Origin of the sequence: Lysinibacillus sp. AR18-8, from assembly GCF_001705465.1 — a bacterium.
GTDB classification, from domain to species: Bacteria; Bacillota; Bacilli; order Bacillales_A; family Planococcaceae; genus Lysinibacillus; species Lysinibacillus capsici.
Map to the genome: position 1 here is coordinate 113,069 of NZ_MDGU01000001.1, position 25,910 is coordinate 138,978.

The 25,910-nt window shown below is 38.8% G+C and carries 27 protein-coding genes; 24 read left to right on the top strand and 3 right to left on the bottom strand.

All coding sequences use genetic code 11. The features are described 5' to 3' along the window. The first annotated feature begins 5 nt into the window (after positions 1–5). The 12 genes from BFM98_RS00545 to BFM98_RS00600 all read left to right on the top strand — a co-directional run bounded on the left by BFM98_RS00545 (position 6) and on the right by BFM98_RS00600 (position 11,574). On the top strand, positions 6–542 hold the full coding sequence (locus BFM98_RS00545; RefSeq protein ID WP_048392354.1) for a cob(I)yrinic acid a,c-diamide adenosyltransferase: 537 nt from the start codon (positions 6–8) through the stop codon (positions 540–542). 88 nt (positions 543–630) lie between these two features. Further along, positions 631–2,130, top strand: coding sequence for a cobyric acid synthase (locus tag BFM98_RS00550; protein WP_066036245.1), 1,500 nt, complete (start codon positions 631–633; stop codon positions 2,128–2,130). Further along, a complete protein-coding gene (locus BFM98_RS00555) occupies positions 2,127–2,963 on the top strand; it encodes a class I SAM-dependent methyltransferase (protein ID WP_048392356.1) in 837 nt (278 codons plus the stop codon). The genes BFM98_RS00550 and BFM98_RS00555 overlap by 4 nt, the downstream gene beginning before the upstream one ends. 98 nt (positions 2,964–3,061) lie before the next feature. After that, a complete protein-coding gene (rnz, locus tag BFM98_RS00560; protein WP_054549205.1) occupies positions 3,062–3,994 on the top strand; it encodes a ribonuclease Z in 933 nt (310 codons plus the stop codon). 323 nt (positions 3,995–4,317) lie between these two features. After that, positions 4,318–6,312, top strand: coding sequence for a methyl-accepting chemotaxis protein (locus BFM98_RS00565; protein ID WP_066036246.1), 1,995 nt, complete (start codon positions 4,318–4,320; stop codon positions 6,310–6,312). Between the two features lie 65 nt (positions 6,313–6,377). Then, a complete protein-coding gene (locus BFM98_RS00570; RefSeq protein ID WP_009370265.1) occupies positions 6,378–6,608 on the top strand; it encodes a hypothetical protein in 231 nt (76 codons plus the stop codon). A gap of 118 nt (positions 6,609–6,726) precedes the next feature. After that, entirely contained in the window at positions 6,727–7,347 is a 621-nt protein-coding gene (gene cdaS / locus BFM98_RS00575) for a sporulation-specific diadenylate cyclase CdaS (RefSeq protein WP_054549207.1), read from the top strand. A gap of 100 nt (positions 7,348–7,447) precedes the next feature. Next, entirely contained in the window at positions 7,448–7,891 is a 444-nt protein-coding gene (locus BFM98_RS00580; protein WP_048392361.1) for a MarR family winged helix-turn-helix transcriptional regulator, read from the top strand. A 58-nt stretch (positions 7,892–7,949) separates the two neighbouring features. Continuing rightward, positions 7,950–8,891, top strand: coding sequence for a ring-cleaving dioxygenase (locus BFM98_RS00585; protein ID WP_066036259.1), 942 nt, complete (start codon positions 7,950–7,952; stop codon positions 8,889–8,891). Positions 8,892–8,907: 16 nt separating this feature from the next. Continuing rightward, positions 8,908–9,963 carry an LLM class flavin-dependent oxidoreductase gene (locus BFM98_RS00590; protein WP_066036260.1) on the top strand — a complete coding sequence of 352 codons (1,056 nt, stop codon included), beginning with the start codon at positions 8,908–8,910 and terminating at the stop codon, positions 9,961–9,963. Positions 9,964–9,976: 13 nt separating this feature from the next. Continuing rightward, positions 9,977–10,543, top strand: coding sequence for an NADPH-dependent FMN reductase (locus BFM98_RS00595; protein WP_066036247.1), 567 nt, complete (start codon positions 9,977–9,979; stop codon positions 10,541–10,543). 356 nt (positions 10,544–10,899) lie between these two features. Beyond that, positions 10,900–11,574, top strand: coding sequence for a serine/threonine protein kinase (locus tag BFM98_RS00600; RefSeq protein ID WP_048392363.1), 675 nt, complete (start codon positions 10,900–10,902; stop codon positions 11,572–11,574). An 86-nt stretch (positions 11,575–11,660) separates the two neighbouring features. Here the strand turns inward: BFM98_RS00600 and BFM98_RS00605 are convergent, their stop codons facing one another. Beyond that, on the bottom strand, positions 11,661–12,104 hold the full coding sequence (locus tag BFM98_RS00605; protein ID WP_004231350.1) for a hypothetical protein: 444 nt from the start codon (positions 12,102–12,104) through the stop codon (positions 11,661–11,663). A 224-nt stretch (positions 12,105–12,328) separates the two neighbouring features. On the opposite strand from BFM98_RS00605, the gene BFM98_RS00610 reads away from it, so the two are divergent. Both BFM98_RS00610 and BFM98_RS00615 read left to right on the top strand, forming a co-directional pair. After that, a complete protein-coding gene (locus BFM98_RS00610; protein ID WP_048392365.1) occupies positions 12,329–12,544 on the top strand; it encodes a DUF3955 domain-containing protein in 216 nt (71 codons plus the stop codon). 379 nt (positions 12,545–12,923) lie between these two features. Continuing rightward, on the top strand, positions 12,924–13,202 hold the full coding sequence (locus tag BFM98_RS00615; RefSeq protein WP_004231354.1) for a YuzB family protein: 279 nt from the start codon (positions 12,924–12,926) through the stop codon (positions 13,200–13,202). A gap of 49 nt (positions 13,203–13,251) precedes the next feature. Here BFM98_RS00615 and namA read toward each other — a convergent pair whose 3' ends face one another. Further along, positions 13,252–14,262 carry an NADPH dehydrogenase NamA gene (gene namA, locus BFM98_RS00620; RefSeq protein WP_066036248.1) on the bottom strand — a complete coding sequence of 337 codons (1,011 nt, stop codon included), beginning with the start codon at positions 14,260–14,262 and terminating at the stop codon, positions 13,252–13,254. Positions 14,263–14,310: 48 nt separating this feature from the next. After that, a complete protein-coding gene (gene proC, locus BFM98_RS00625) occupies positions 14,311–15,114 on the bottom strand; it encodes a pyrroline-5-carboxylate reductase (protein WP_066036249.1) in 804 nt (267 codons plus the stop codon). Between the two features lie 347 nt (positions 15,115–15,461). Here proC and BFM98_RS00630 point away from each other — a divergent pair, with 347 nt between their 5' ends. From BFM98_RS00630 to BFM98_RS00675, 10 genes are all read left to right on the top strand, one after another. Next, on the top strand, positions 15,462–16,451 hold the full coding sequence (locus BFM98_RS00630; protein WP_175400690.1) for an MBL fold metallo-hydrolase: 990 nt from the start codon (positions 15,462–15,464) through the stop codon (positions 16,449–16,451). Positions 16,452–16,459: 8 nt separating this feature from the next. Continuing rightward, positions 16,460–17,215 (top strand): SDR family NAD(P)-dependent oxidoreductase, encoded by a 756-nt coding sequence (locus BFM98_RS00635; RefSeq protein ID WP_066036250.1) that lies wholly within the window; start codon positions 16,460–16,462, stop codon positions 17,213–17,215. 109 nt (positions 17,216–17,324) lie between these two features. Beyond that, positions 17,325–18,119 (top strand): MerR family transcriptional regulator, encoded by a 795-nt coding sequence (locus BFM98_RS00640; protein ID WP_066036251.1) that lies wholly within the window; start codon positions 17,325–17,327, stop codon positions 18,117–18,119. A gap of 74 nt (positions 18,120–18,193) precedes the next feature. Continuing rightward, entirely contained in the window at positions 18,194–19,000 is an 807-nt protein-coding gene (locus BFM98_RS00645) for a CPBP family intramembrane glutamic endopeptidase (RefSeq protein ID WP_066036252.1), read from the top strand. 288 nt (positions 19,001–19,288) lie between these two features. After that, positions 19,289–20,482 (top strand): argininosuccinate synthase, encoded by a 1,194-nt coding sequence (locus BFM98_RS00650; protein WP_004231366.1) that lies wholly within the window; start codon positions 19,289–19,291, stop codon positions 20,480–20,482. 81 nt (positions 20,483–20,563) lie between these two features. Continuing rightward, positions 20,564–21,943: an argininosuccinate lyase gene (gene argH / locus BFM98_RS00655; RefSeq protein WP_009370279.1), complete on the top strand. Its 1,380-nt coding sequence runs from the start codon at positions 20,564–20,566 to the stop codon at positions 21,941–21,943. A 203-nt stretch (positions 21,944–22,146) separates the two neighbouring features. Then, entirely contained in the window at positions 22,147–22,524 is a 378-nt protein-coding gene (locus BFM98_RS00660; protein WP_048392371.1) for a carboxymuconolactone decarboxylase family protein, read from the top strand. A 624-nt stretch (positions 22,525–23,148) separates the two neighbouring features. Continuing rightward, positions 23,149–23,526: a GntR family transcriptional regulator gene (locus BFM98_RS00665; protein WP_054549216.1), complete on the top strand. Its 378-nt coding sequence runs from the start codon at positions 23,149–23,151 to the stop codon at positions 23,524–23,526. 7 nt (positions 23,527–23,533) lie between these two features. After that, on the top strand, positions 23,534–24,613 hold the full coding sequence (locus BFM98_RS00670; RefSeq protein WP_066036253.1) for a DUF1648 domain-containing protein: 1,080 nt from the start codon (positions 23,534–23,536) through the stop codon (positions 24,611–24,613). Positions 24,614–24,626: 13 nt separating this feature from the next. Beyond that, positions 24,627–25,910 carry an alpha/beta hydrolase gene (locus tag BFM98_RS00675; protein WP_048392373.1) on the top strand — a complete coding sequence of 428 codons (1,284 nt, stop codon included), beginning with the start codon at positions 24,627–24,629 and terminating at the stop codon, positions 25,908–25,910.

Genomic DNA, 25,910 nt, shown 5'->3' on the forward strand with positions numbered 1-25,910 from the left:
TCAGTATGGCAAGAAAAGGCTTGTTTTTAGTATATACAGGTGAGGGTAAGGGCAAAACGACAGCATCTCTTGGCGTTACATTGCGTGCAGTTGGTCGAGGCTTAAATGTGCGTTATCTGCAGTTTATCAAATCCCCAGAACGTACTTATGGAGAGCAAATTGCCCTTCGTAAGCTAGGCGTAGAAATGGAACAAATGGGCATAGGTTTTACATGGACAAAAACACCTGAGGAGCATCGAGCTGCATTAGCCAAGGCTTGGAAAAAAACGAAGGCAGCTCTACAGGATGACAGCATTGATTTATTGGTCCTAGATGAACTCAACAATGCCCTAGCGATCACCAAGTTTCCAATCGATGATGTCCTTCCCCTAGCAGAAGTCATCGAGGCAATCCAACACCGCCCTTCTACAATGCATTTGGTTGTCACAGGACGAAGTGCGAATCCAGCATTACTAGCAATGGCTGATTTAGTGTCAACCATTGAGGCGACAAAGCATTACTATGATGAAGGGATTCCAGCGGTGAAAGGGCTCGAATTTTAAAGCCCTTTACAATTGCTGGAGGGAATACACACGAAGCGAAAACGAATACATGCGTTCTGCCATAGAATAATTACGGAGGAGAGTGACTATGCCAGCAAAATCAATCATGATTCAAGGAACAGCTTCCGATGTTGGAAAAAGTATGATTTGTACTGCACTATGTCGTATATTTTCAGATGATGGACTGAAGGTAGTCCCATTTAAATCACAAAATATGGCTCTTAATTCATTTGTTACAAAGGATGGCGGTGAAATCGGCCGCGCACAAGGGGTACAGGCAGAGGCGGCTCGTGTTGTTGCAACGACAGATATGAACCCTATCTTGCTGAAACCGAAGCAAGATATGATGTCAGAGGTTATCGTTCATGGTAAGCATTTTTTAAATATGGATGCCAAAAGCTACCGCAATAATTTTGTGCAAGAAGCGATGCCAATCGTAGAAAAATCAGTTCGCACGCTTCAACATACATATGATGTTATTGTCCTAGAGGGCGCTGGTAGCCCAGCAGAAATTAACTTAAAGGATCGCGATATTGCGAATATGCGAATGGCTCATTTAGCAGATGCAGCGGTAGTCCTCGTTGCTGATATTGATCGTGGCGGTGTCTTTGCCTCGATTGTTGGTACACTGGCATTGTTAGATGAGGAAGAACGAGCACGTGTTAAGGGATTAATTATCAATAAGTTTAGAGGAATGCGTGAATTACTGGATGATGGTTTGGCATGGGTGGAGCGCGAAACTGGTATTCCGGTACTTGGTGTGATTCCTTATGTCGATGTCAATATTGAAGCAGAGGATTCTCTTGCATTATCGTCACTACGTTTTAAAAAACCAAAGCCAGGCGAATTTGCTGTAGATGTAGCCATGATTCGTTTACCTCGTATTTCAAACTTCACCGATATTGATCCATTTTTCGATGAGCCTGAGGTGGGTGTACGTTTAATTGGTCATGTCAATGAATTAGGTACACCAGATTTACTCATTCTGCCAGGAACGAAAAGTACAATGGATGATTTAGCTTGGCTAAAAGCACAGGGCTTCGATCAAGCCATCACACATTTACGTGAGTACGGTACTAAAATTATTGGCATTTGTGGCGGTTTCCAAATGCTTGGTGAAACATTACTTGATCCAGAAGCAGTGGAGGGGAATGGTGAATCTGCAGATGGTCTTGGGCTATTACCGATGGAAACCATTTTTGTAGGCAATAAAAAAACGGTGCAAATGACAGGCGTAAGAGGGCAGGACACATTGACAGGCTATGAAATCCATCTAGGGCGTACAAAAATTTTACGTGGTGCGGTATCACCGTTTTTACTATTAGAGGATGGAAGAGAAGATGGTGCGGTTAGTCAAGATGAGCAAGTGATTGGCACATATTTCCACGGCTTGTTCCATAATCGTCCCTTTACCCGCCAACTCGTCAATGAAATACGAGTGAAAAAAGGGCTAGCAGCTTTACCAAGTGATGTGAAAAGTGACGCAGAACGAAGAGAAGATGCCTATAATATGTTAGCCGACCACGTTCGTGCAAATCTTGATATGAAAAAAATATATGAAATATTATCGTTAGAGGTATCTATATGACGAGAAAAGGACCGTTAGCCATTAACTATGAGGCATTATGGCAGGAAGGCATGAAGGACTGGCATGGCAATATGCCTGAACGAATGGTGAATGATCAGCTAGAGGAGCAATTTTGGGCCCAATCAGTGGCACGTAAAAAAGTGGGACAAACAGATCCTTATGCTGCATTGATTTTTCAGGAGCTTCAAAAAAAGATTGAACCTCAGCATTCTGTATTAGAAATTGGTCCTGGGTGGGGCAATTATACATTTCCATTAGCTGATAAAGTAAGGAAGCTCACATGTGTGGATAGCTCTGAAAGCATTTTGCATTACTTACAGCAGTGTATGCCGCAGGAGGAGCACGTTTCCTATATTCATGCAAAGTGGGAAAGTTTAGAGCATGATGAGATTGAACCACATGATATCGTCTTGGGCGTGAATTGTTTTTACCGAATGTATGAAATAAAAGCAGCTTTATATCACATGAATCGGCTGGCGAGAAAGCGTGCTATCATTGGGATGACGACAGGCCCCATTCAGCCACACTATGAAAAGTTATATGAAAAGTATGGTTATGACATTAAATTTCCGCGCAGAGATTATATCGAGTTTTTGAATCTACTCTATGAAATGGATATTTACGCGGATTGTCAGATTATCCCTCTAGAACGTGTCTATGAATATGAAAGCTATGAGCAGCTTGTGACAACGCAGAGTAAAAAAATATTAACGACGAATTTTCAGCGAGCCCATGTAGAAGAATCACTGCTACCTTTTATCGAAGAAAAGGATGGACGTTATTATTATCGTCATGATTTCCATGCGGCGCTTGTTTCATGGCAACCAAAATAATTAAGAAACCTTTGGAGAAACTGTACACCAAAGGTTTTTCTTATGGGAATGGATAAGGTACAATAAAATGATATAAATAAGAAGTGAGGTGGCTTATGTTGCAGCTACATTTTCTAGGGACAGGCGCAGGCATGCCTTCAAAAGAACGAAATACAAGTGCTCTGATGGTAAAGCTATTAGACGAAGTGAGTGAAATGTGGCTATTTGACTGTGGGGAGGCGACACAGCATCAAATCCTTCATACGTCGTTAAAGCCACGGAAAGTGACGAAAATATTTATTACACATTTACATGGGGATCATATTTTTGGACTTCCAGGCTTTTTAAGCTCGCGTTCCTTTCAAGGTGGGGATGAGCCGCTAACGATCTTCGGACCATCTGGCTTACAACAGTGGATTGAACAAACATTGGCCCTATCAAAAACCCATTTAACATATCCTTTACGCTTTGTAGAAGTACAAGAAGGCATTATTTTTGAGGATGCTCATTTTACAATTCATGCTAAGGAATTACGCCATGTTGTACCTTGCTATGGGTATCGTATCGAACAAAAGGATTTACCAGGCGAATTATTAATCGACAAAGCACAGGCACTTGGTGTTCCAAAGGGACCTTTACTAGGCCAATTAAAAAATGGCCACGATATTGTACTTGAAAATGGTGATGTGGTACTTGCGAAAGACGTGGTGGCACCAGCCAAAAAGGGCTTTACATTGTCAGTCTTAGGCGACACGAAATATTGTGAAGAAGCAATCCAATTATCAATGGGCGCTGATATCATTGTCCATGAAGCAACTTTTGATGGTACAACAACAGATTTAGCAGCAAGCTACGGTCATGCAACAAATGTGGAGGCAGCAAAAGTCGCACAGCAAGCTGGAGCACACTATTTATTATTAAATCATTTAAGCGCACGTTTTCTTCCATATGACTTACCTCAATTTTTAGCTGAAGCACAGGGGATTTTTCCGAATACATTCCTAACAGCTGATCAAGCCGTATATACATGGCAACATAATAAATTATTTTGATATAGTTAATAAGTAAGAAACATCTATTAGAGGAGATTCTTCTAATAGATGTTTTTAGTTTATAGTCCTAAAGGTGTGTAGATAATTTTGTTTAAATATTACTGTTTAATCATGAGAATGATCCTTTTTTGCATGCCTCTACTAGTACAAAATAGTTAGATTTATCCTCCTTGCTTATCTATTCCAGAATTTTTACAAATTAATGACAATTTAAACTTCTTCAAAAATTATTATTTTATATTTAATAAATTGTTAATGAAATATATGGAAGTAATATTGTATGATGAAGTGGAAATAATCGTAATTTTTAGGGGGATCTCATCATGAGAAAGTCAATGAAATGGAAAATGCTTCTGGAGATTATGGGCATTGTGGTGTTCATTATAGCGGCATTTTCTATTTATGTTTATCAAGCTACATATAAAAGTGAAAAAAGCAATGGAGAAGCAATCGCCAACTCCATTGTCATGGGGTTGGAAGGAGCGATTCAATCTAGAGAAAAAGCAGAAGAAATTATGGAAAAAGAAATGATTGCCGAATCTGTAATGGCTTCTTACATCATTGACAAAGGTGCTACATATGAGGATTTAAAGGCCATTGCTGAGCGTGGTGGCCTCGATGAGATTTGGAGTACAGATGATAAAGGGAATACAACGGTGACATCAGTAGCTCCAACTGTTGATTTTAACTTTGGCGCTGATCCAAACGGACAAGCTGCCGAATATATGCAACTTTTAGATGGAAGAGCGAAAGAAATTGTCCAAAAAGCACAAATTCGCGATGTCGATGATCAATTTTTCAAATTTGTCGGGGTAGGTAGCTGGAATCCAGCAACTCCACAAATTGTACAGGTGGCTCGCCATGGACAGCAGCTACTAGATTTAGAAGCAAGTATCGGCAGTGAATCTTATATCGATCAACTGAACAACTATTTATCCTCAACCGTATTATTCGCCGCTATTGTAGATGAAAAAGGCCAAGCCATTGCCGCTACAGCAAAACAAAATTTAGCGAATATTGGTTTTGAGCCAGCCCAATTTTCAGCACAAAAGTCGACTGAATTTTCAGGGCGCTACGATGGCACACGTGTCACGCAATATGTAAAGCCATTATCAAACGGTACATACTTAGCTATTATTGTATCCAATGCTATCCTCTCACAAATTTTGGTAGGCACAATTGTAGCTTCATTGATCGTTGTCTGTGTGATTTTCTTCACTACGGGCCTGTCTATTTCAAAGCAAGTATCGCGTATTTTAAGCGTGCGCAATTCCTTAGAGGAAATTAGTAAAGGAGAAGCAGATTTAACCAAGCGTATTCCAATCCATGCAAAAGATGAGATTGGCCAATTAGTGACATCATTTAATGGGATGATGGATAATTTCCAACAAATTATGTGTGAGATAAAGCAAGGGGCCAATCAAATAAAAGAAGCTACCTATACAATTCAAGAAAATGCTCATGAAACACTTGAATCAGCCGCAATTATCCAAGGAGAATCTAGTCAGGTAGCTCAGGCCTCCTTTGCACAACAGAATAATACGGCAGACAGTGCGCATTCAATGGAGGAATTGGCGCGCAGCATTCAATATATTTCGGAATCCATAGCAGAAATTTCTAGTATTTCACGTAATACCGAGGAAAACGCAGATAATGGATTACAAATTATGCAGTCCTTACAAAAGCAATTAGTGACTGTTCATGAGAAAACGAATTTTGCGGTGATTGGAACACAGGAGCTTGAAAAACTATCTACAATGATCGGGGAATTTACCAATGTGATTACGGGAATTTCTGATCAAACGAATTTACTGGCATTAAATGCATCTATTGAAGCGGCTCGTGCTGGTGAAGCGGGGAAAGGCTTTGCCGTTGTAGCTGAAGAAGTTCGGAAATTAGCTGAAGATTCTAAGAGTGCGGCGGATAGAATCACTCAGGTGGTGATGAATGTCCAAAAGGAAACAGCCAATATTGTGGCAACCATCCAAGCAACAGCAGATGTCTTACATACAGGACGTGCTATCGTACAAGAAGCACAGCAATCGTTTGAAGGAATTCATAATGATGTACAGGTCTTAGCAACACAAGTGGATTTAGTATCAAGCTCCACTGAGGAAATTGCTGCTAGTACAGAGGAAGTAACAGCTACCATGGAAGATGTTTCGCTCTTGGCTAAGCAGACATCGCAAAGTGTTGATGCCGTTGCTCAAAAGGCTAAACATCAAGCGGAAAATATGGAGAGCATGACCGCATTTATCGACCAATTAAATACAACAGCGGAAAACCTCCAACTATCAGCAGGCAAATATAAAGTATAAAAGGAAAAATATAGTACGATAAATCACTAGATTCCCGTATAATTGAAAAAAGGGGTGTGGTTTAAATGAATCAACAAAAGATGCCGCCAGCATTATTACGATTAATCGTCATTTTTCCCAATGTGCTGAGCTATTTACTATTATTCGGTCTAATTATTTTTGTCATGACAAATTATGAAACATTAAAAGCAACAAATAATTTAACTGTGTGGATTATTTTTATTGTTGTATTAGCACCCGCTGCTGCCTACACGACTTTCAGCATCGTAAAGAAAATCCGAGCAGGGCATATGTAAGGATATTAACGACTTCCTATTCAACATTGTAGGAGGTCGTTTTACTTAAAGGAGAATAAAAAACATATAGAGAGAAAAACTATGGTAAACAGTGATGAAATGAAGAGGTGTGTATCATATGGATCCAACAAATTGTGATTTTTCACCAATGAAAGAAACTTTAAAAGATGAGCTTCTCGAAGTGATCATGTCCTTACAGCAGAGTGTGCAGGAAATGGATACAGATGCAAATTGTCTCCTTGGTAATTTTGAGAAAATTAAAGAGAAGTTTATGACAATTGAAATGAAAGCTGCAACGTTCTATTTAAATTGTTATCTTTCCCCGTTTACTGAAAAGTATCCAGAGCTATCACACAGTGTGCAAAATATGTCTTTGAGAAGGCATGGTGGTTTAATTGTTATTCAAAGACAGGATGCTTTAGAGAATTTAATTCAGCCTGGTATTCATATTGGTGCAGATTTAACCCATTCTTTATTAGAATCTATTTTCTTCCCTGGTAATCCACTTCACGATGGAGCGGTACTTGTCCATCAAAATCAAATTGAGTCAGCTGCCAATGTACTGCCATTGTCAGAGCGGTATACAGGGGAAAAGAAATTAGGAACAAGGCATCGTGCAGCGCTGGGATTGAGTGAGCAAAGTGATGCACTTGTAATGGTTGTATCAGAAGAAACGGGTAGAATTTCTTTTGCTCTTAAGGGCAATTTATATCCTGTTACAACACCTGGCATCATATAGGGGGTCTCCCTATGTTAAAAAAATACCTTGAATTCGAGATATTTTTCTTGCGGAAGTATCACTTGCGTGGTAAAGTGATAACTGAGGGGAGGGTGAAGTCATGAGAAATCATACACTAGGCACCTTAACGTGGATTCGGATGATGCGCTTTACAACGCAAAGTAATCAGTTATCGAATGAATTTTTAAAACGTTTCGACTTAACGACAGCACAATTTGATGTGTTAATCCAGATTAAAACATATGCCCCTATTACACAGTCTCAATTAGCAGAAAAAGTAACTGTAACACAAGGTGGCATGTCTCGCATGCTTGCCCGACTAGAAAAAGAGGGACTAATCGAGCGTAAACAAAATTGGAAGACGAAAACCATCTCATTGACATCAAAAGGGGAGCAAATGATTGACGCAGCAACACCTAGTCAACTTCACTTCCAGTCTTCGTTTTTTGAAGAAGTATTATCAGCTGAAGAAATTAAATCTTTATATATTGCGATGACAAAGCTTGAAAAACATAGCCGAGAAAAAAAATTGCCGCCCGTGTAATTTTTTTTGTGAAATCACTTGCTTAGTCAAGTGAAAATAATGAGGAGGAACAATTATGATGAACAAATTAAGCGGACACCATCATATATCAATGCTAACGAAAAATGGTAAACAGAATAATCATTTCTACACAACTATTTTAGGGTTACGACGTGTGAAAAAAACGGTGAATCAAGACTCACCTTCCATGTATCACTTATTTTATGGAGACTTAACAGGCGCAGCAGGTACAGAATTAACATTTTTTGAAATGCCTGTTGCAGGACGTACAGTGCGAGGGACGAATGCTATTACACGTATTGGCTTACTTGTACCTAGCTTCGAAAGCCTACTATATTGGAAAGAACGCTTTCAGCAGCTAGAGGTAGAACATAGCGAAATCACTACTTATGCAGGCAAAGAGGCTTTATTTTTTGAAGATCATGAAGGTTTACGGATGGTATTGTTAAACCACCAAGGACAAGAAACGCCTGCTCAATGGCAACCATGGGATGGAAATGATATACCGCAGGAACATCGTATTTTAGGCATGGGGACTATTGAAATCACTGTGCGATATTTATCAAGAACGGTCAATTTATTACAAGATTTATTTCACTATACAGTTATTGCAGAAAAGGACAAAGAAACGGTCCTACAATCGATAGAAGGGGAAGTGCTTGGCGAGATTGTTGTCAAAGAATTAGAAGGACCAAGCGAGAAACCTGGTAAAGGCAGTATTCACCATCTTGCGTTACGTGTTGCAACCGTTGAAGAATTACAGCAATGGGATACCAAAATTAAGGAGCTTGGATTGGATAGTACTGGTGTGGTTGATCGTTATTATTTCCAAAGTCTATATTTTAGAGATCGTAACGGTATTTTATTTGAAATGGCGACAGATGGGCCAGGGTTTACGGTAGATTCAGCAGTCGAAGAACTTGGCAAAGAGTTAGACCTCCCGCCATTTTTAGAAGAGAGACGTTCAGAAATTGAAGCTATTTTAGAACCGCTAGAATAAGGAGAGATAACACATGATGGAAAAATATCGTATTGATCAAGCACAAGGACTCGAATTCGGACTGTACTCTTTAGGTGATCATATCCCTAATCCACTAACGGGCGAGCGTATTTCTGCTCAACAACGACTAAAAGAGCTAGTCGAGGCAAGTCAATTAGCAGAGCAAGCTGGAATTGATGTATTTGGCATAGGTGAAAGTCATCAGTCTTATTTTACAACACAGGCACATACGGTCGTGTTAGGTGCTATCGCACAAGCAACTTCGACCATTAAATTGACTAGCTCCGCAACCGTATTAAGTGTTTCAGACCCTGTACGAGTATATGAGGATTTTGCCACAATTGATTTATTATCAGATGGTCGTGCAGAAATTGTAGCGGGACGTGGTTCACGTGTAGGTGCCTATCACTTATTAGGTGTTGATTTACAAGATTATGAAGAAATCTTTGAGGAAAAATTAGAGCTTCTTATGAAAATCAATGACGAGGAGCTTGTGACTTGGGAAGGGCAATTTAGAGCACCTCTCCACCATGCACAAATTTTACCGCAGCCAAAAAACGGCTCGTTGCCAATATGGCGTGCGGTGGGTGGACCACCTGCCAGTGCCATTAAAGCAGGTTATATGGGCATTCCGATGATGCTTACAACATTAGGTGGACCTGCTATCAACTTTAAACCATCAGTGGATGCCTATCGCGAAGCGGCAGAGCGCAAAGGCTTTGACCCAAATGAATTACCTATTGCCACAACAAGCTTGTTTTATGTAGCAGACACAACAAAAGAGGCATTGCAGGGCATGTATCCACATTTAAACGGTGGTTTCCAAGCTATTCGTGGTGGGGGCTATCCAAAGCAACAATTTGCACAAGCGCCTGATACACGTGATGCTTTAATGGTGGGCAGTAAAGAGCAAATTATTGAAAAACTACTTTATCAATACGAACTATATGGCATGCAACGCTTTATGGCACAAATCGATTTTGGTGGCGTACCCTTCGAAAAATTGATGAAAAATATTGAAATCATTGGTAATGATATAATTCCAGCGATAAAAAAACACACAGCAAAATAAGGAGTGGCTCATTATGAAAATTGTCGCACTTGCGGGTTCTATTGTCGGCTCAAAGACAAGAACAGCTACACAAAAGTTAGTCGAGATGTTACAAGAAAAATACCCACAGCATGAAGTAACATTACTAGATCTTGCTGACTATCAGCTAGTTTTTAGTGATGGACGTAATTACTTTGAATATGAAGGCGATACAAAATATGTGACGGAAACCATGATGGCTGCAGATGCGATCGTTATTGGGACGCCAACATTCCAAGCATCTATACCAGCTACATTAAAAAACATCTTTGACCTTTTACCTGTCAATGCCTTCCGCGATAAAGTCGTCAGTGTTATTGTTACAGCGGGTACATCCAAGCATTATTTAATGGTGGAACAGCAACTAAAGCCGATCCTTGCTTATATGAAAGCGCACATCGTACCGACCTATGTATTTATAGAAGAAAAGGATTTTTTACGTAAAGAAATTGTCAATGATGATGTCCTTTTTCGTTTAGAACGGTTAGCAGAGGATACCGTGATGGTTACAGAGGCTTTTGCAGAAATTCGAGCCAAAAAAGATGCTGAATATGATTTTTAAAGATTAATAGAAGAAACGCTGTGAAGTAGTCTGACACAGCGTTTCTTTTTGTGTCAAGGCTAGCTATAAGTTCGTGACAATCATGATAAAAATAAAACCCAAATCACTTTGAGTTTTTAATAAAGGTGGTTAAGGGTAAATAGAGGATAGAACTGGTTCTTCTGTAGCTAACAAAGCCGTATACTTTCCATATGGAGAAATGGATATAGAAACTTCTAGTAGTTCCCAACGTTTTAAAATTAAAGAGTGTGTGTAGGAAACTTGAGATTTGAATATTGTTAGGGGCGATATAGAATCCCTACTAAAGTAATTAGATAGTGTAGTATACTTCAATGCAAATGATGGGAGAGATGGAAATGGAAAACGATTGGGATAAAGCTATAGGTTCTCTTTCTAAAATAAACGTTTTTTCAAATCCAAATAACGAGCCTGTTACCATAAGTGGTGAAGCTGATGATTTGAAATGTATAGGTGTTGGGACAGATGCGGCTGTTTTTCAAGCTCTTTCCGCCCCAGCGTATGCATTTAAACTATATGCCAAAGACAAAGTGCACAAAGTAAAAGTTGAAGCAAATGTGTATCAAATACTTGGAGATTCACCTTTCTTTTCAACATGCTTTGCTTCACATGACGAATACCTTGTTTTAAGTTACGAAGAAGGAAAAACGCTTTTTGATTGCATTCTACAAGGTATTCACATTCCAAAACAGGTTATAAATGAAGTAGAGGATGCAAGAGAATATGTTCGGAAGAAGGGCCTTAACCCTCGTGATATTCATTTGAAAAATATTTTGCTACAGAATGGAAGGGCAAAAATAATTGATGTCTCTGAGTACACACTACAGGGTAATGATCATCGATGGGAGCATTTAAAAAAAGGATATGAGCAATACTATCATTTAATTGATGGAAATTCTGTGCCGTTTTGGTTAGTAGAAACAATACGAAAGTGGTATAACCAACGTGGAAAGAATACTTCATACGAAGAGTTTACAAAAAATATTTTAAAGTTTCTATTAAAAAATAATTGAACTTACGGGAGCTACCTTTTACGAGATGCTTTAATAGAAATAAAGAAAACAGACAACAAAATTTCATTGACTGTTTTAAAAACTACTTATTCGCTTATAATAGTGGGTTTATCGAATGAGACAATATCAATAATATGGTCTAAACAAACAATCTGATAATGGAATAGCTCCTTGTAGGAATAGATATCGAGAGCTATAGTTCCTTTACTTATAAAATCTAAATAAGTTGATTTTGTAAAAAGACGTACTGAGTTACCCAAGAAATCATCTTCTTGATTGACAAAATGAAATGATTCGTCAAAAACAGTATAGGCTACATATGAATCGAATTCTATATGTATGACCGGTAATGTCTTATCAATTTCAATAGGATAGACATCATTTATAGTATATTCCTCAAAACTTATATCCTCGCTTTCGGCGCTGACGGAAGCTCTAGAAATAGAGACTCTCAAAGAGTTTGTCCCTGGCTCTACTATATTATCTAAAAACAAATAACCTTTCCATTGCATTAAATCTTCATAGTTCATACAAATCACCCTTCCATATTATCACTTGAGATTATGGTCATTTTATAGTTAGAATTTCAAAATGTCAATTTTGAGATTGGTTGAATTAGAATAAAAATTTATTGTTTATCAATAAAAAATAATTGACTTAGAATATATTTTGGATTTATGATTGTTACAGCGAGTTGTAGAAAGCTGCAGTGTAGGAATTAAACATAAAAATATTTAGGAGAGAAGAAAAAGTTATGAAAAAATATATTTTTGCATTAATGCCAATCATATTAGGCGTACTTAGTTTTTTAATCTTTATGGTGAAAGGGAGTAATGTAGCACCTGATGGTACATTAGAAGAACCATTCTTTCTTATTCCAATAGGATTTTTATTGTTAGTTATTGGATTTATATGTGTAGTAGGGGTGGCGTTAAAATCGGTTATTAAAAAGACACAATACGTTAAATAATAGATAAAACAACCAGGTCATACATAAGAGACTTGGTTGTTTTTAATATTTACTTAATAAAAGCACTACATTTGTGTGGGAGTTTTGTTTACACGATGTATGGAGTAGACTGATGATTTGATTGAACAACATAAATAGCTATTTTAGTTGACTGCAAAATTGTACTTGAAGGTTTTGCATGATAAGTTTGTAACTACCTTTTTTCAAGGCAGTCATCTTCGTTTAATGGTTGTACATTAATTTCATAAGAAAAACTTATGTTGATTGAGCTGAAAGATTAATAGTATTTTATGATAATCATTTTGCTTAACGCTACAGTTTGCATGAAGTTTATGGAATTGTGGTATGATTATTTTTAGAGAGTAGGGGGTCAATAAACATGGTATTTTCTCTTTTTAAAAAAAAGAAGGAACCACAGCAGCTAAAAAATAGAGTGGAGTTTTGTATCACTAATTTAGCACTTGGTGCGGCAGATGCGTATGATGTATTAGTAGAACGAGAAGATATTGAGATAGAGGAATCTGGTTGTACATCCCATTGTGAAATCTGTGAGCAAGGTATTTTTGCGATAGTAAATGGGGAAGTTGTGACAGCAGATGACGCGGAGACATTGGTACAGGCTATTGATGAAGAATTAAAACAAAATCCACTTTTCTAATGAAAAAACAGCTTGCTGGAGCACAAGCTGTTTTTTGATGGAAATGTAATTACCAACCACGGACGTATTGTACGGGAGGCTGCACGTCTTCTCCTAGCTCTTTAGCTGCATGTAGTGCCCAGTAAGGGTCTCGTAATAAAACACGCGCTAAGAATATTAAATCTGCACGATTATTTTGGAGTATCTCTTCGGCTTGAATGGCTGTGGTAATAAGACCAACTGCACCAGTAGGAATATCAGCCCCATGCTTAATCGCTTCTGCATGTGGTACCTGATAGCCTGGAAAGACATTGATGGCTGCTGGTACAACGCCCCCTGTTGACACATCAACTAAATCAACACCTTGAGATTTCATCCAGCGGCTAAAAACAATAAAGTCATCCATTGTTGTACCATCTTCCGCATAATCTTCCGCAGAGACACGTACCAATAAAGGACCATCCCATACACTGCGAACAGCATCGATGACTTGACGTAGAATGCGATATCGATTTTCCTGTGAGCCCCCATATTGATCTTGACGTTTATTCGTAGCAGGTGATAAAAACTCGCTAATTAAATAGCCATGTGCGCCATGAATTTCTAGTACATCAAAGCCAGCCTTTGCGGCACGAATAGCTGCTTGTTTAAATGCCTCGATGACATAGTGAATGTCCTCTTCTGTCATTTCTGTTGGTGTTTTATAGTCTGAACTAAAGGCAATAGCTGATGGAGCAAAAATTTCGCCATCTACTGTTGCTTTGCGACCAGCATGTGCAAGCTGGATGCCTGTTTTAGCGCCGTACGCTTTCATCTCCTCAACTAATTGACTTAATCCTTCAATATGTGCATCATCCCAAATCCCTAAATCCTTATTTGAGATACGACCTTCTGGCACAACACCAGTAGCTTCTAAAATGATTAAGCCTACTTGACCAGCTGCACGTGTTGCATAATGGACGAAATGAAAGGGCGTTACCATGCCATCGTCTTGTGCTGAGTACATGCACATAGGTGCCATCACAACACGGTTTTTTAAGGTGATAGATTGCAATGTATAGGGTTCGAATAATTTACTCAAAATAAAGCCTCCTAATTCCTAGTGATACACTCTATTTTGCACATAATGCTACCCATTTGCAAGTGAACGAGATCGTGCCTCCGCTTCTTTAATGCAAGCTTCGATGGCTTCATTAAATTGATATTGTTCTAATGCCTGTATCCCTGCCTCCGTCGTGCCACCAGGACTCGTCACCTTTTTGCGTAAGACATCTGGTTCATCTAATGACTGCTTGAGCATCTCAGCTGTCCCCGCAAGTGTTTGAGTCATTAGCAAGCGCACCGTATCTTTCGATAAGCCTACCTTCGTCCCTACTCGTTCAAAAGCTTCCATTAAATAATAGATATAGGCAGGGCCGCTACCTGAAAGGGCTGTGACTGCATGTAACTGATCTTCATCGACTTCAATAACGGAGCCAACAGCCTCTAATAACTGGAGGAATAGGATACGCTGGTCTGCAGATACCTCGTTATTGAATGCAATGCCACTTGCTGACATGCCGATTGTAGCGGAAGTATTCGGCATCACCCTTGCTACTGGGCGACTCCCTAAAAATTCTGTAATTGTATCAATCGCAATGCCTGCTAAAATAGATAGTACAGCAGTGTGTGCCGTAAGTTTAGGCTTTAAATCACACATAGCAGCAATAGCATCTTTCGGTTTCATCGCTAAGATAATCAGATCTGCCTGTTGAAAAATCGTAGGATCAAACACACAATGGACACCATATGTTTCATGTAGGAAATGTAAGCGTTCCTTGTCTGAGCGATTGGTGACGTAAATTTCCTGTGGTGTGAACACCTTTTGTTTAATCCAGCCTTGCATCAATGCTTCCGCCATTGAGCCTGCACCGATAAATAAAATTTTTTTCATGAACAAAACCTCCAGTTCAAAATAAAAAAGCGCTCTCGTCCTTATCTAGAAGGACGAAAACGCTCTCGTTTCCGCGGTACCACCTTTGTTTGCCAATTGTTGGCACAACTCTTAGCCCTCTTATCGCAAGGGAAACGGTTATGTTTGCATAACTGCTCAGAAGTAGGTTCGGTAATGGGAGCGGGTGATGTTACTCTCAGCAAATGTAACACTCTCTAACACCTTCACCAGATACGTACTCGTCTTCTTCAACGCACATAAATAATTAGATTATTCAAAATTATAGTGAGGAATAGGCAACCTGTCAACAGGAGGATGACGAAAACAGAAAAAACTTGTAAAATAGAATGAATCAGTATTCACAAGTGCGTGAAAAGGGGGAGACAACTTTGTCTATATACAAAATAGAAATACCAACACCCTATGCAGTAGGAGATGTCAATGCATTTATTGTAAAAGGCGATGCACTTAGCATTTTTGATGTTGGCCCAAAAACAATGGAAGCCTATGATGCTTTAAAATGGGGGATTCGAGCAGCAGGCTTTGACATGCAAGATATTGAACAGGTTGTGTTAACCCATCATCATCCAGATCATGCGGGATGGGTCGATGCTTTTCCATATGCAGAAATTTTAGGGCATGCCTATAATGACAAATGGCTTCGTCATGATGAAGACTTTTTACGCTATCATGAACAATTTTACAGTGAACGTTTATTGGAGCATGGGGTACCACAAGAATATATTGCAAAAAGTGTCCATGTTCGTCGTGAATTGGAGCTTGTAGGGGAACGACCATTAACGCAAATTTTGGAAGATGGAGATGAAGTTCCTGGGCATCCAGGATTAAAGGCAATCGAAACATTAGGTCACGCACAAAGTCACTTCATTTTTTGGGATGAAAAAACTCATCATGTGATTGGTGGAGATTTATTGCTTGAAAAAATAACGCCCAATCCATTAATAGAGCCACCATTGGATCGTACTGTAGGACGTACAAAATCTTTACTACAATATAATGCATCCCTTGAAATTCTACGTCAATTACCTGTCAAAATGATGCATACAGGGCATGGAGCAGAGCTAGAGGATATTCCGTTGTTAATTGATAAACGATTAGAGCGACAGCACCAACAATCAATGAAAGTTTTTGAATTATTAGGCGATGATCAATTAACAGTTGTCCAAGTAACAAAACGCTTGTATCCGGCTATCTTCCAGCATCAGCTTGGTTTAACTTTATCTAAAACACTTGGTCATTTAGATTACCTAGAGGCCAATGAGTATATTACGTCAACAAAGACAGAAGCAGGTATCTTTTTATTTCAAAGGAAGTAGGTTTATACATGAAACATCCTAACAAAACAATCTTTGTGACAGGAGCTACAAGTGGGGTTGGCTTAAAAATAACTGAATTACTAGTAGCTCAAGGGCATATCGTTTATGCCACAGGTCGCAATGCCGTTGCACTAAAGGTGCTAGAGCGTTTAGGTGCTCAAGTGATCCAAGCGGATTTAACCAATCTACATACACTTGATGATGTTTGTGCGCAGCTACCATCGATTGATGTAGCGATTCTTTCAGCAGGTGTAGGGAAGTTTGCTGTAGCCCCTGCTTTACAGGATGAGGATATTGCGCAAATGATCGAATTAAATGTTAGCGTACCCATTTATCTTGCCAAACGATTAGCCTCTAAGATGATAGAGCGCAAACAGGGCCATTTAATATTCATTGGTTCTCAGGCTGGGAAGGTGGCCACACCAAAAGCGAGTGTCTATGCTGCGACGAAACATGCTATTGTCGGTTTTACCAATGGATTGCGTATGGAATTAGCTCCGTACAATGTAAAAGTGACAGCCATCCATCCTGGTCCCATTGATACACCATTTTTAGATAAAGCCAATGATACAAGTGGCTACCGAGAATCCTTAGGGCGCTTTTTATTGTCAGCGGAGGAAGTAGCTCAAGAGACAGTGAAAACGATTGATCGTCCTGTTCGTGAGATTAATCTACCTAGAATTATGGGATTGTCGAGTAAATTGTATGCATTAGCCCCTGCAACCATTGAATGGCTAGGCAAATCATTTTTCCATAAGAAATAACAACGTTTGAAACTGTAAACATGCTTCACGTGCATGTCTACGGTTTTTTCATATTTACATATAATTGTAGCTATAGTAGTAAAAAGAAAGAGTTGAAAAGGAGACATAGATGTATACAATTGGTCAAGTTGCAAAATTTTTAGGAGTTTCTAGAGATACCTTAAAATTTTATGAAGAAAAGGGGTTAGTAAAGCCCCAGCAAAATAGTGAAAATGGGTATAGAACATACAATCATTTTGATATATACGATATCACAACAATCAATTTTTATAGAGAAATTGATTTTGAAATCAAAAAGATTCAGGAATTGAGAAAAGGCAAGAGTATAGAGGGCATCCAATCATTGTTAGTAGAAAAAGAACAAGTAATGTTAGAGGAAATAGCTTATAAAAAGCTACAATTAAAAAAGCTCCAGCTTGTAAAAGAGGATTGTCAAAAAATTAGCCAATATCTAGGCACGTATACTATAAAGGAAATGAAACCATTAGAAATAATGGGCGTAATAGATCATTATACAGCCTATGATGAATATGATTCGTTAAAAGAAAATGCAGACAGTATAAAAAAAGCGGTAATTCTTACTTCTTTAAGAAGAGTTATTAGATTCGATGATAGCGGAATGCTCGAAAATAAATTTATGGTTGTCAGGAAAGTAGAAAATAGCGATCATCCAATTAAAGGTGAAGTTTTAGCGCATCCCAAATGTCTTTATACAGTTATTGAAGATGGGCGCTGGTCAACAGGTGGCAAAAATACAGACAATAAAGTAGAGGCTGGTATAAGAAAAGTAGCTAAGGAAAAAGGCTATGAGCTTTTAGGGCTTGTTTATATCAACTTATTGCTTACCACTTATGAAGAAGGGCTTGAACGTATTTTTTTAGAAATGTATGTACCGATAAAATAATGGCAAAATGGGTTTGACCTGTGAGCAACTCCTAGGTTTATGCTGAAGATATTCAGATGAAATGGGGGATCTACTTGCGTAGAAAAAAGAAATTAAAAAAACCAGTAGCAAGCTTTATTATTTTAACCAATATTATTTTTTGGCCACTTTTCTGTGTTGTAGGAGCCGTCAAGCTATTAGGCTATCCTACTTGGCTATTTGATACCGTACGCTGTCTATCGGCTTGGTCATCCACCTTTGCCTTTGCGTTACTATTTCCAAGAATCTATCCTGGGCAACGTTTTATACACTTTGTCAAACAAAAATTCAAAAACAAATTGTCACTTTCAGTAATTGTTTTAATCGTGATGATACAAACAGCTATCTTTATCATGATTTTGTTTCATATCATGAATAATTATGAAGAAAACTCTATTTTTACGCTGTCTTCATGGGGCATGCTCAGTTTTTATTTTGTTAGAACGCTTTTGTCAGGACCACTGGGTGAGGAGTTAGGATGGAGGGGCTTTGCACTGCTGGAGCTGCAAAAGAAGTATTCGCCATTAATAGCTTCAATTATCATAGGCTTTTGGTGGGGAATGTGGCATTTACCGATATGGCTTACAACAGGGTTTATGGGAATGGATTTGATCAAATATAGCTTCTTCTTTATGTTAACGATTATAGCTACGACCATCATCATGACAGTATTTTATACGATCAATCAGAATTTAATCATTCCTATTATTATTCATCAGCTCTTTAATTTTTTTATCGGCTCCATTAATGGAAACCTAATTGATTTAATTATGTATAATGCCATTTTATATTCGGCGGTGGCCGTTCTACTTATTTTGATTAATCCTAAAAAAGTATTGTATAAGATACAATCAGCCAAGTAACTAGAAAGAATCCAGTTTGTATCATGGATTCTTTTTTTTCGTCCGTTGCTAAATTTATATAGTATACATTTATATATATAGTAAAAAAACGTTTTTTCGAGTGAATTGCCATGGATTTCTTGTCAACCTTATACAAGGAACGACTTACTTTTGACAATAAAAATAAAAGTCTATGAATTTATAAAAATACACTTGTATTTATTTTTATAACATGATACTATTCGTGTATAAACTTTTAAATGAATGTATAAACATACATATCGATAGAGCAATGGAGGCGCATTTTTAATGGCAAATAAAAAAGTGGTATTAGCTTATTCGGGTGGACTTGATACTTCGGTAGCAATTCCATGGTTAAAAGAACAAGGTTGGGACGTAATTGCAGTATGTCTTGACGTTGGCGAAGGGAAAGATCTTGAATTCGTAAAAAATAAAGCTCTTCAAGTAGGAGCGATTGAATCTTATATGGTAGATGCGAAAGACGAATTTGCTGAAGGGTATGCATTAATTTCTTTACAAGCACATACTTGGTATGAGCAAAAGTATCCATTAGTATCAGCACTTTCCCGTCCACTTATCTCGAAAAAACTAGTAGAGATTGCTAATCAAGTAGGCGCAGATGCTGTTGCGCATGGTTGCACAGGTAAAGGGAATGACCAAGTTCGTTTTGAAGTATCGATTAAAGCATTAAATCCAGATTTAGAGGTATTAGCACCAGTACGTGAGTGGGGCTGGAGCCGTGATGAGGAAATCGAATATGCAATGAAGCATAATGTACCGATTCCTGCAACATTGGATTCACCATTCTCAATCGACCAAAACCTATGGGGCCGTGCGAATGAAGCTGGCATCATGGAAGACCCATGGGTGTCACCACCAGAAGAAGCTTATGGCTTAACTGTTTCTGTTGAAAATGCACCGAATGAAGCAGAGTATGTGGAAATCGAGTTTGTAGCTGGTAAACCAGTAGCATTAAACGGAAAAGAAATGAAGCTTGCTGATTTAATTCAAGAATTAAATGCAGTAGCAGGTGCTCATGGTGTAGGACGTATCGATCACGTTGAAAATCGTTTAGTTGGTATTAAATCTCGTGAGGTTTATGAAATTCCAGGTGCAAAAGTGCTGTTAACAGCGCATAAAGAGCTTGAGGACTTAACGCTTGTAAAAGAATTAGCACACTTCAAGCCAGTAATCGAGAAAAAACTATCCGAATTAATTTATGACGGTCTATGGTTCTCACCATTACGTGATGCTCTGGAAGCATTCCTTGCGCAAACACAACAATATGTGAATGGTACAGTACGTGTGAAACTATTTAAAGGACATGCGATTGTAGAAGGACGTAAATCACCAAATTCATTATACAGTGAAAAGCTAGCAACATACTCGAAGGAAGATCAATTCAATCACGCTTCCGCTGTAGGCTTTATCGAGTTATGGGGTCTACCAACTGTAGTGAACTCATCTGTGAATAAAAAGTAATGTTGAACAAGCAAGGTGTGGTGAGGCATTTGTGCTTATACTACACCTTTTAATAAGTAATCGAGGAAAAGGTGAGCTGACATGACAAAACTTTGGGGTGGACGTTTCCAAAAATCAGCAGAAGCATGGGTAGACGAATTTGGCGCATCCATTGGCTTTGACCAGCAACTTGTGCTAGAGGACCTTGAAGGTAGTGTTGCACATGTCACAATGCTTGGTGCTACAGGAATTTTACCAGCAGCTGATGTAGAGGCCATACTAGGTGGTCTTGCCCAATTAAAAGATAAGGCAATCGCAGGTGAGCTTGAATTTAGCGTTGCCAATGAAGATATACACTTAAATTTAGAAAAAATGTTAATTGATTTAATAGGTCCTGTCGGTGGCAAACTACATACAGGACGTAGCCGAAATGACCAAGTAGCAACGGATATGCATCTTTTCTTGAAAAAGCGTGTGCAGGAAGCAATTGATTTAATTGTGACGTTCCAACAAACACTATTAGACAAAGCACAAGAGCATATTGAAACGATTGCACCAGGTTATACGCATCTACAACGTGCACAGCCAATCTCCTTTGCACACCATTTAATGGCTTATTTTTGGATGCTAGAGCGTGATAAACAACGTTTTACAGAATCCATAAAACGTATTGATATTTTACCTTTAGGTGCTGGGGCAATGGCAGGGACAACTTTCCCGATTGACCGTTTAAAATCAGCAGAGTTATTAGGGTTTAGCGAGGTTTACGCAAACTCCATGGATGCTGTAAGTGATCGTGATTTTATCGTGGAATTTTTAAGTCATTCCTCCTTACTTATGGCGCATTTATCACGCTTTGCTGAGGAAATTATTATCTGGTCTACAGATGAATTTAAATTTATCGAACTGGATGATGCCTTCTCAACAGGTTCTTCGATTATGCCACAAAAGAAAAACCCAGATATGGCAGAGCTTATTCGTGGTAAAACAGGGCGTGTTTATGGGAATCTAATGGGCTTATTAACGGTGTTAAAAGGCACACCATTAACATATAACAAAGATATGCAGGAGGACAAAGAGGGGATGTTTGACACTGTTCATACGATTCTTGGTTCCCTTAAAATCTTTGAAGGTATGGTTCGTACAATGACTGTCAACACGGAACGCTTACATCAGGCTGTTCACGCTGATTTTTCAAATGCAACGGAGCTAGCAGATTATCTTGCTACAAAGGGGATGCCATTCCGTGAGGCACATGAGGTGACTGGTAAGCTTGTCTTTACATGTATTCAAAAGGGCATTTATTTATTAGACTTGCCATTGGAAGAAATGCAGCAAGAAAGTACGTTAATTGAAGCGGATATTTATGATGTACTAGCGCCAGAAGCTGCTGTTCGTCGCCGCCATTCCTTAGGTGGTACTGGCTTTGAACAAGTAAAAATCCAAATTGAAAAAGCGAAAGCCTGTCTTGTAGCCATTTAATTTTTGCGTGCATGTCCTTGTGACTTTTTGCATAGATATTCATTAAAGCTGTCCTGTGAGGCACTATGAAAACCTTTATCCTTTTTCAACTGAGCCAGAGGGTGACGTGAAGAAGAGAACCTTACATATGTGAAGGACAATCCCCAATTCTGGAGACGCGGAATTGGGGTTTTTGTATAAGTAAATGTAGGAGGGATGAAGAAATGAATGAACGTTTTACAAAGGGGCTCGAAACAATTAAACAATATGTGACAGAAGAAGAAGCAGCACGGATGATTGAATCCGATGCATTAGCCGATATAGCACCCGATTTACGCAAAATGATTATTGAATTTGCTTACGGTGATGTCTATGCACGGCCTGGGCTGGATGCAAAGAGTCGAGCACTCGTCGTGATAACAGCGGTAGTTACACAAGGTGCTGCACCACAAACCAAAACGCATATTCAGCGTGGATTACATGCAGGCTTGACACAGACAGAAGTGGTCGAGGCACTTTTACAATTAGCACCCTACATCGGTTTTCCAAGAGTGCAAAATGCTTTAACGATAGCCCAACAACTCTTTGCAGAGAAAAGCTAAAGCATGTATAAAAAATAGAAGAAGGCTCATAATAAGAGAGGAACCACTTATTAATCTAATCTGATGGGGAGGATGCAGAATGAGTAGTAATAGTCAAACACCCAAAGACCAAGAATCTCAGGAAAGTCCGCCACAACTGTTGAAGGTTGAAGCTTCATAAATCTTAAGCCTAAAGGTGAAACAGAACATTCTGTTTTGCTATAGATTAAGAAGAAGTGTAAACCATATCAGTTAAAAATCAAATAGAAGCAATAAGTGTCCATGGATCCAGAATTATTCTGGGTCCTTTTTGTTTCTTATTTGGGGTCTAAGTACTCAAGATATCCGCTCTAAATGAAGTTCAAAGCGCTCCTAGGAAGGAGAACCCGCTCTAAATGAAGATTAAAGCGCTCCTAAGGAAGGGGGATCCGCTCTAAATGGAAGTTCAAAGTGCTCCTAGGGGAGGAGAACCCGCTCTAAATGAAGTTCAAAGCACTACTAAGGGAAGGCTCCCGCTCTTATTGTGAAAAAACCTCTACTCAACACCATAAAAAATTCCTTCATTTGACATTAATTAAAATCTGTATTATTCTATGCATAACAGATTTCTGTTTGGTTATAAGCAATACAGATTGGAGGGTTATTATGCAAATACAATTAGATCCAAACAGTGAATTGCAGCTATATAAACAATTGGCCAATCAAATAATAGAATGCATTGCGCAAGGTGAGCTGAAAAATGGTGATACTTTACCGTCTGTACGTTCGATGGCTACAGATCTAGGCATCAATGTTAGCACGGTCAGTAAAAGTTATCATGAGCTTGAAGAGAAGGGTTTAATTGAATTGAAGCCGAAAGCAAAAGCGGTCATTATTGGTGGTCAAAAGAGAGCGCTGGAAGAAACGGAGGTTGAAAAAGTCGAAAATGCCTTGAAGCCTATCATGGCGGAGGCTTTTGCGCGTGGCCTCGAGAAAGAGCAAATGACAAGTTTGTTCCAGCGAATTTTAAAACAATGGAAGTAGGGGTAGTATGCTTATAATTGTAGGCATCTTTATCATTGTCGGAATTATGGAAATGATGACACCACATTTAACAAGAAAAACACTTGTTTTTGGTGTTTCCATACCCGAACCATATGTCAAACATCCACAATTAAAGCTGTGGAAGAAGCATTATAGCCAAATCATCGCAGGGATTGCTGGCTTATTCTTAGTAGGTCAAATCGCTCTCTATCTTTCACCTATACAAGAGGAGAAGGTATCTTTAATTTCCTTTATCCTTTTGTATGTCATGCTCCTTTTATCATCAGGTCTTTACATGAGTTATCATGCTAAAACGAAAAAATTAAAGGTGCAGGAGCAGTGGGAGGCACAAATAAAAACAGTATATGTGACAGATTTGTCTATCCGCCAGAAAGAGGAAACATTATCACCTATATTTTTTAGTGTACCCATTATCATCACACTTGCATTAATCGCTTTTACGTACATGAACTATGAGTTAATCCCTAAGGTTTTCGCAACTCATTGGAATGGGGCAGGAGAGGTCGATGGTTGGACTCAAAAATCGCGGCTCTCAGTCATCAGTATGCCACTTATATTATTGGCAATACAAATTTGTTTTTTCATGATGAGTCAAGGCATGAAAAGTGCCAAAATTCAATTAAGTGCACAGGCCAAAGAAGCATCCATTCATCGGGAGTTAACTCAGCGTAAATACGGAAGCTGGTACCTGGCAGCCATTAATTTTAGTATGACAATTCTATTTGTTGTTTTACACTATACAACTGTTATTTTACAAGACCAAACGGCTCCCTACTTCTTCCCACTTTTTCTTGTCTTTAATGTCGTTACGTTGGGTGGTTTACTAGTGTTCATTTGGAAGCTCAGTAAAAGTAATGAACGTTTTGATGAGGTACATACAAATGAAACAGCTGCCACAGATGATCAATACTGGAAATGGGGTATTTTTTATTGCAATAAAAATGATCCATCCTTATTAGTGCCTAAAAAGTTCGGGATTGGTTGGACTGTAAATTTCGCGAACAAATGGTGTTACATCTTAATAGCGATTACGTTACTGCCAATTTTATTGGTGATTTTCATATAGAAAGGAAGATTAGATGAAAAAATGGTTATTGATTTGCTGTACAATTTTACTTTTAGCTGCCTGTGGGCAAAAAGAGGTCACTGCACAACATCAAGGATCAAAGGGGACAAATGCAATGAATGAACAGTTTATTGGAAAATGGGAAGGAACTATTGAAACGCCAAATGGACCATTACCGATTATTATCGATTTAAAGAAGGAAAGTGGTACATTATCCGTGCCAGCACAGGGCTTATCTAATTTTCCATTTCAAAGTGTGACGTATACAGGTGATAAAGTAAAAGTGTCCATAAATTTAAACGGCTCTGCTATTGCCATTAATGGCACAATCAAAAATGAACAAATAGAGGCTACATTTCAACAAAATGGTGGGAAATTTCCTTTAATACTAAAGGCTTATAAAGAGCAACCTGTTACCTATGACACATTAAAAATTCCCGTTCAAAACGGTAACTTAACGGTAGCTGTACAAAAGGCTTCTCCATCTCCATCACCAGTGGCACTGATAATAGCAGGATCGGGGCCAACTGATAAAGATGGTAATTCCGCTTTGGCTGGAAAAAATAATAGCTTGAAAATGTTGGCCGAAGGTTTAGCACAACAGGGCATTGCGACGGTGCGTTATGATAAGCGAGGACTTGGTGACAATCAAGCGCTCTTAACAAAGGAAGAGGAAGGAACGTTTGACCAATACGTTGATGATGCTGTACAAATTATCCAAACATTGATGGCTGATAAAGCCTACACAAGTGTCCATGTGATTGGTCATAGCGAAGGCTCACTCATTGGTTTGCTCGCGGCTCAAAAGACAGGCGTAGCATCCTTTGTCTCCATTGCCGGTGCAGGTAGATCGTTAGATGAAGTGCTTTTAGAGCAATTAAAAGGTCAATTAGCACCAAAGCTTTTTAATGAATCCACGAATATTTTGACAGCTTTAAAGCAAGGGGAGCAAGTGAAAAATATTTCGCCAGAGCTACAGGCCCTTTTCCGTCCATCTGTACAGCCTTTCCTGATTTCCTTGCTAAAATATCAACCTGCTAATGAGCTTGCAAAAGTAAAAAGCCGTGTATTGCTAGTACAAGGAACAACGGATTTACAAGTGAAGGAAGCCGATGCTGAGGCATTGAAGAAAGGCAAACAAGACTCAAAATTACTTTATCTAGCGGGTATGAATCACGTATTGAAAAAGGCACCGGCAGATCGCGCCAAAAACTTAGCAACCTATGCAGACCCTTCGCTGCCACTGCATGAAGAATTACTACCAGCAATTGAGCAATTTATTAAAAATGAAAAGTAG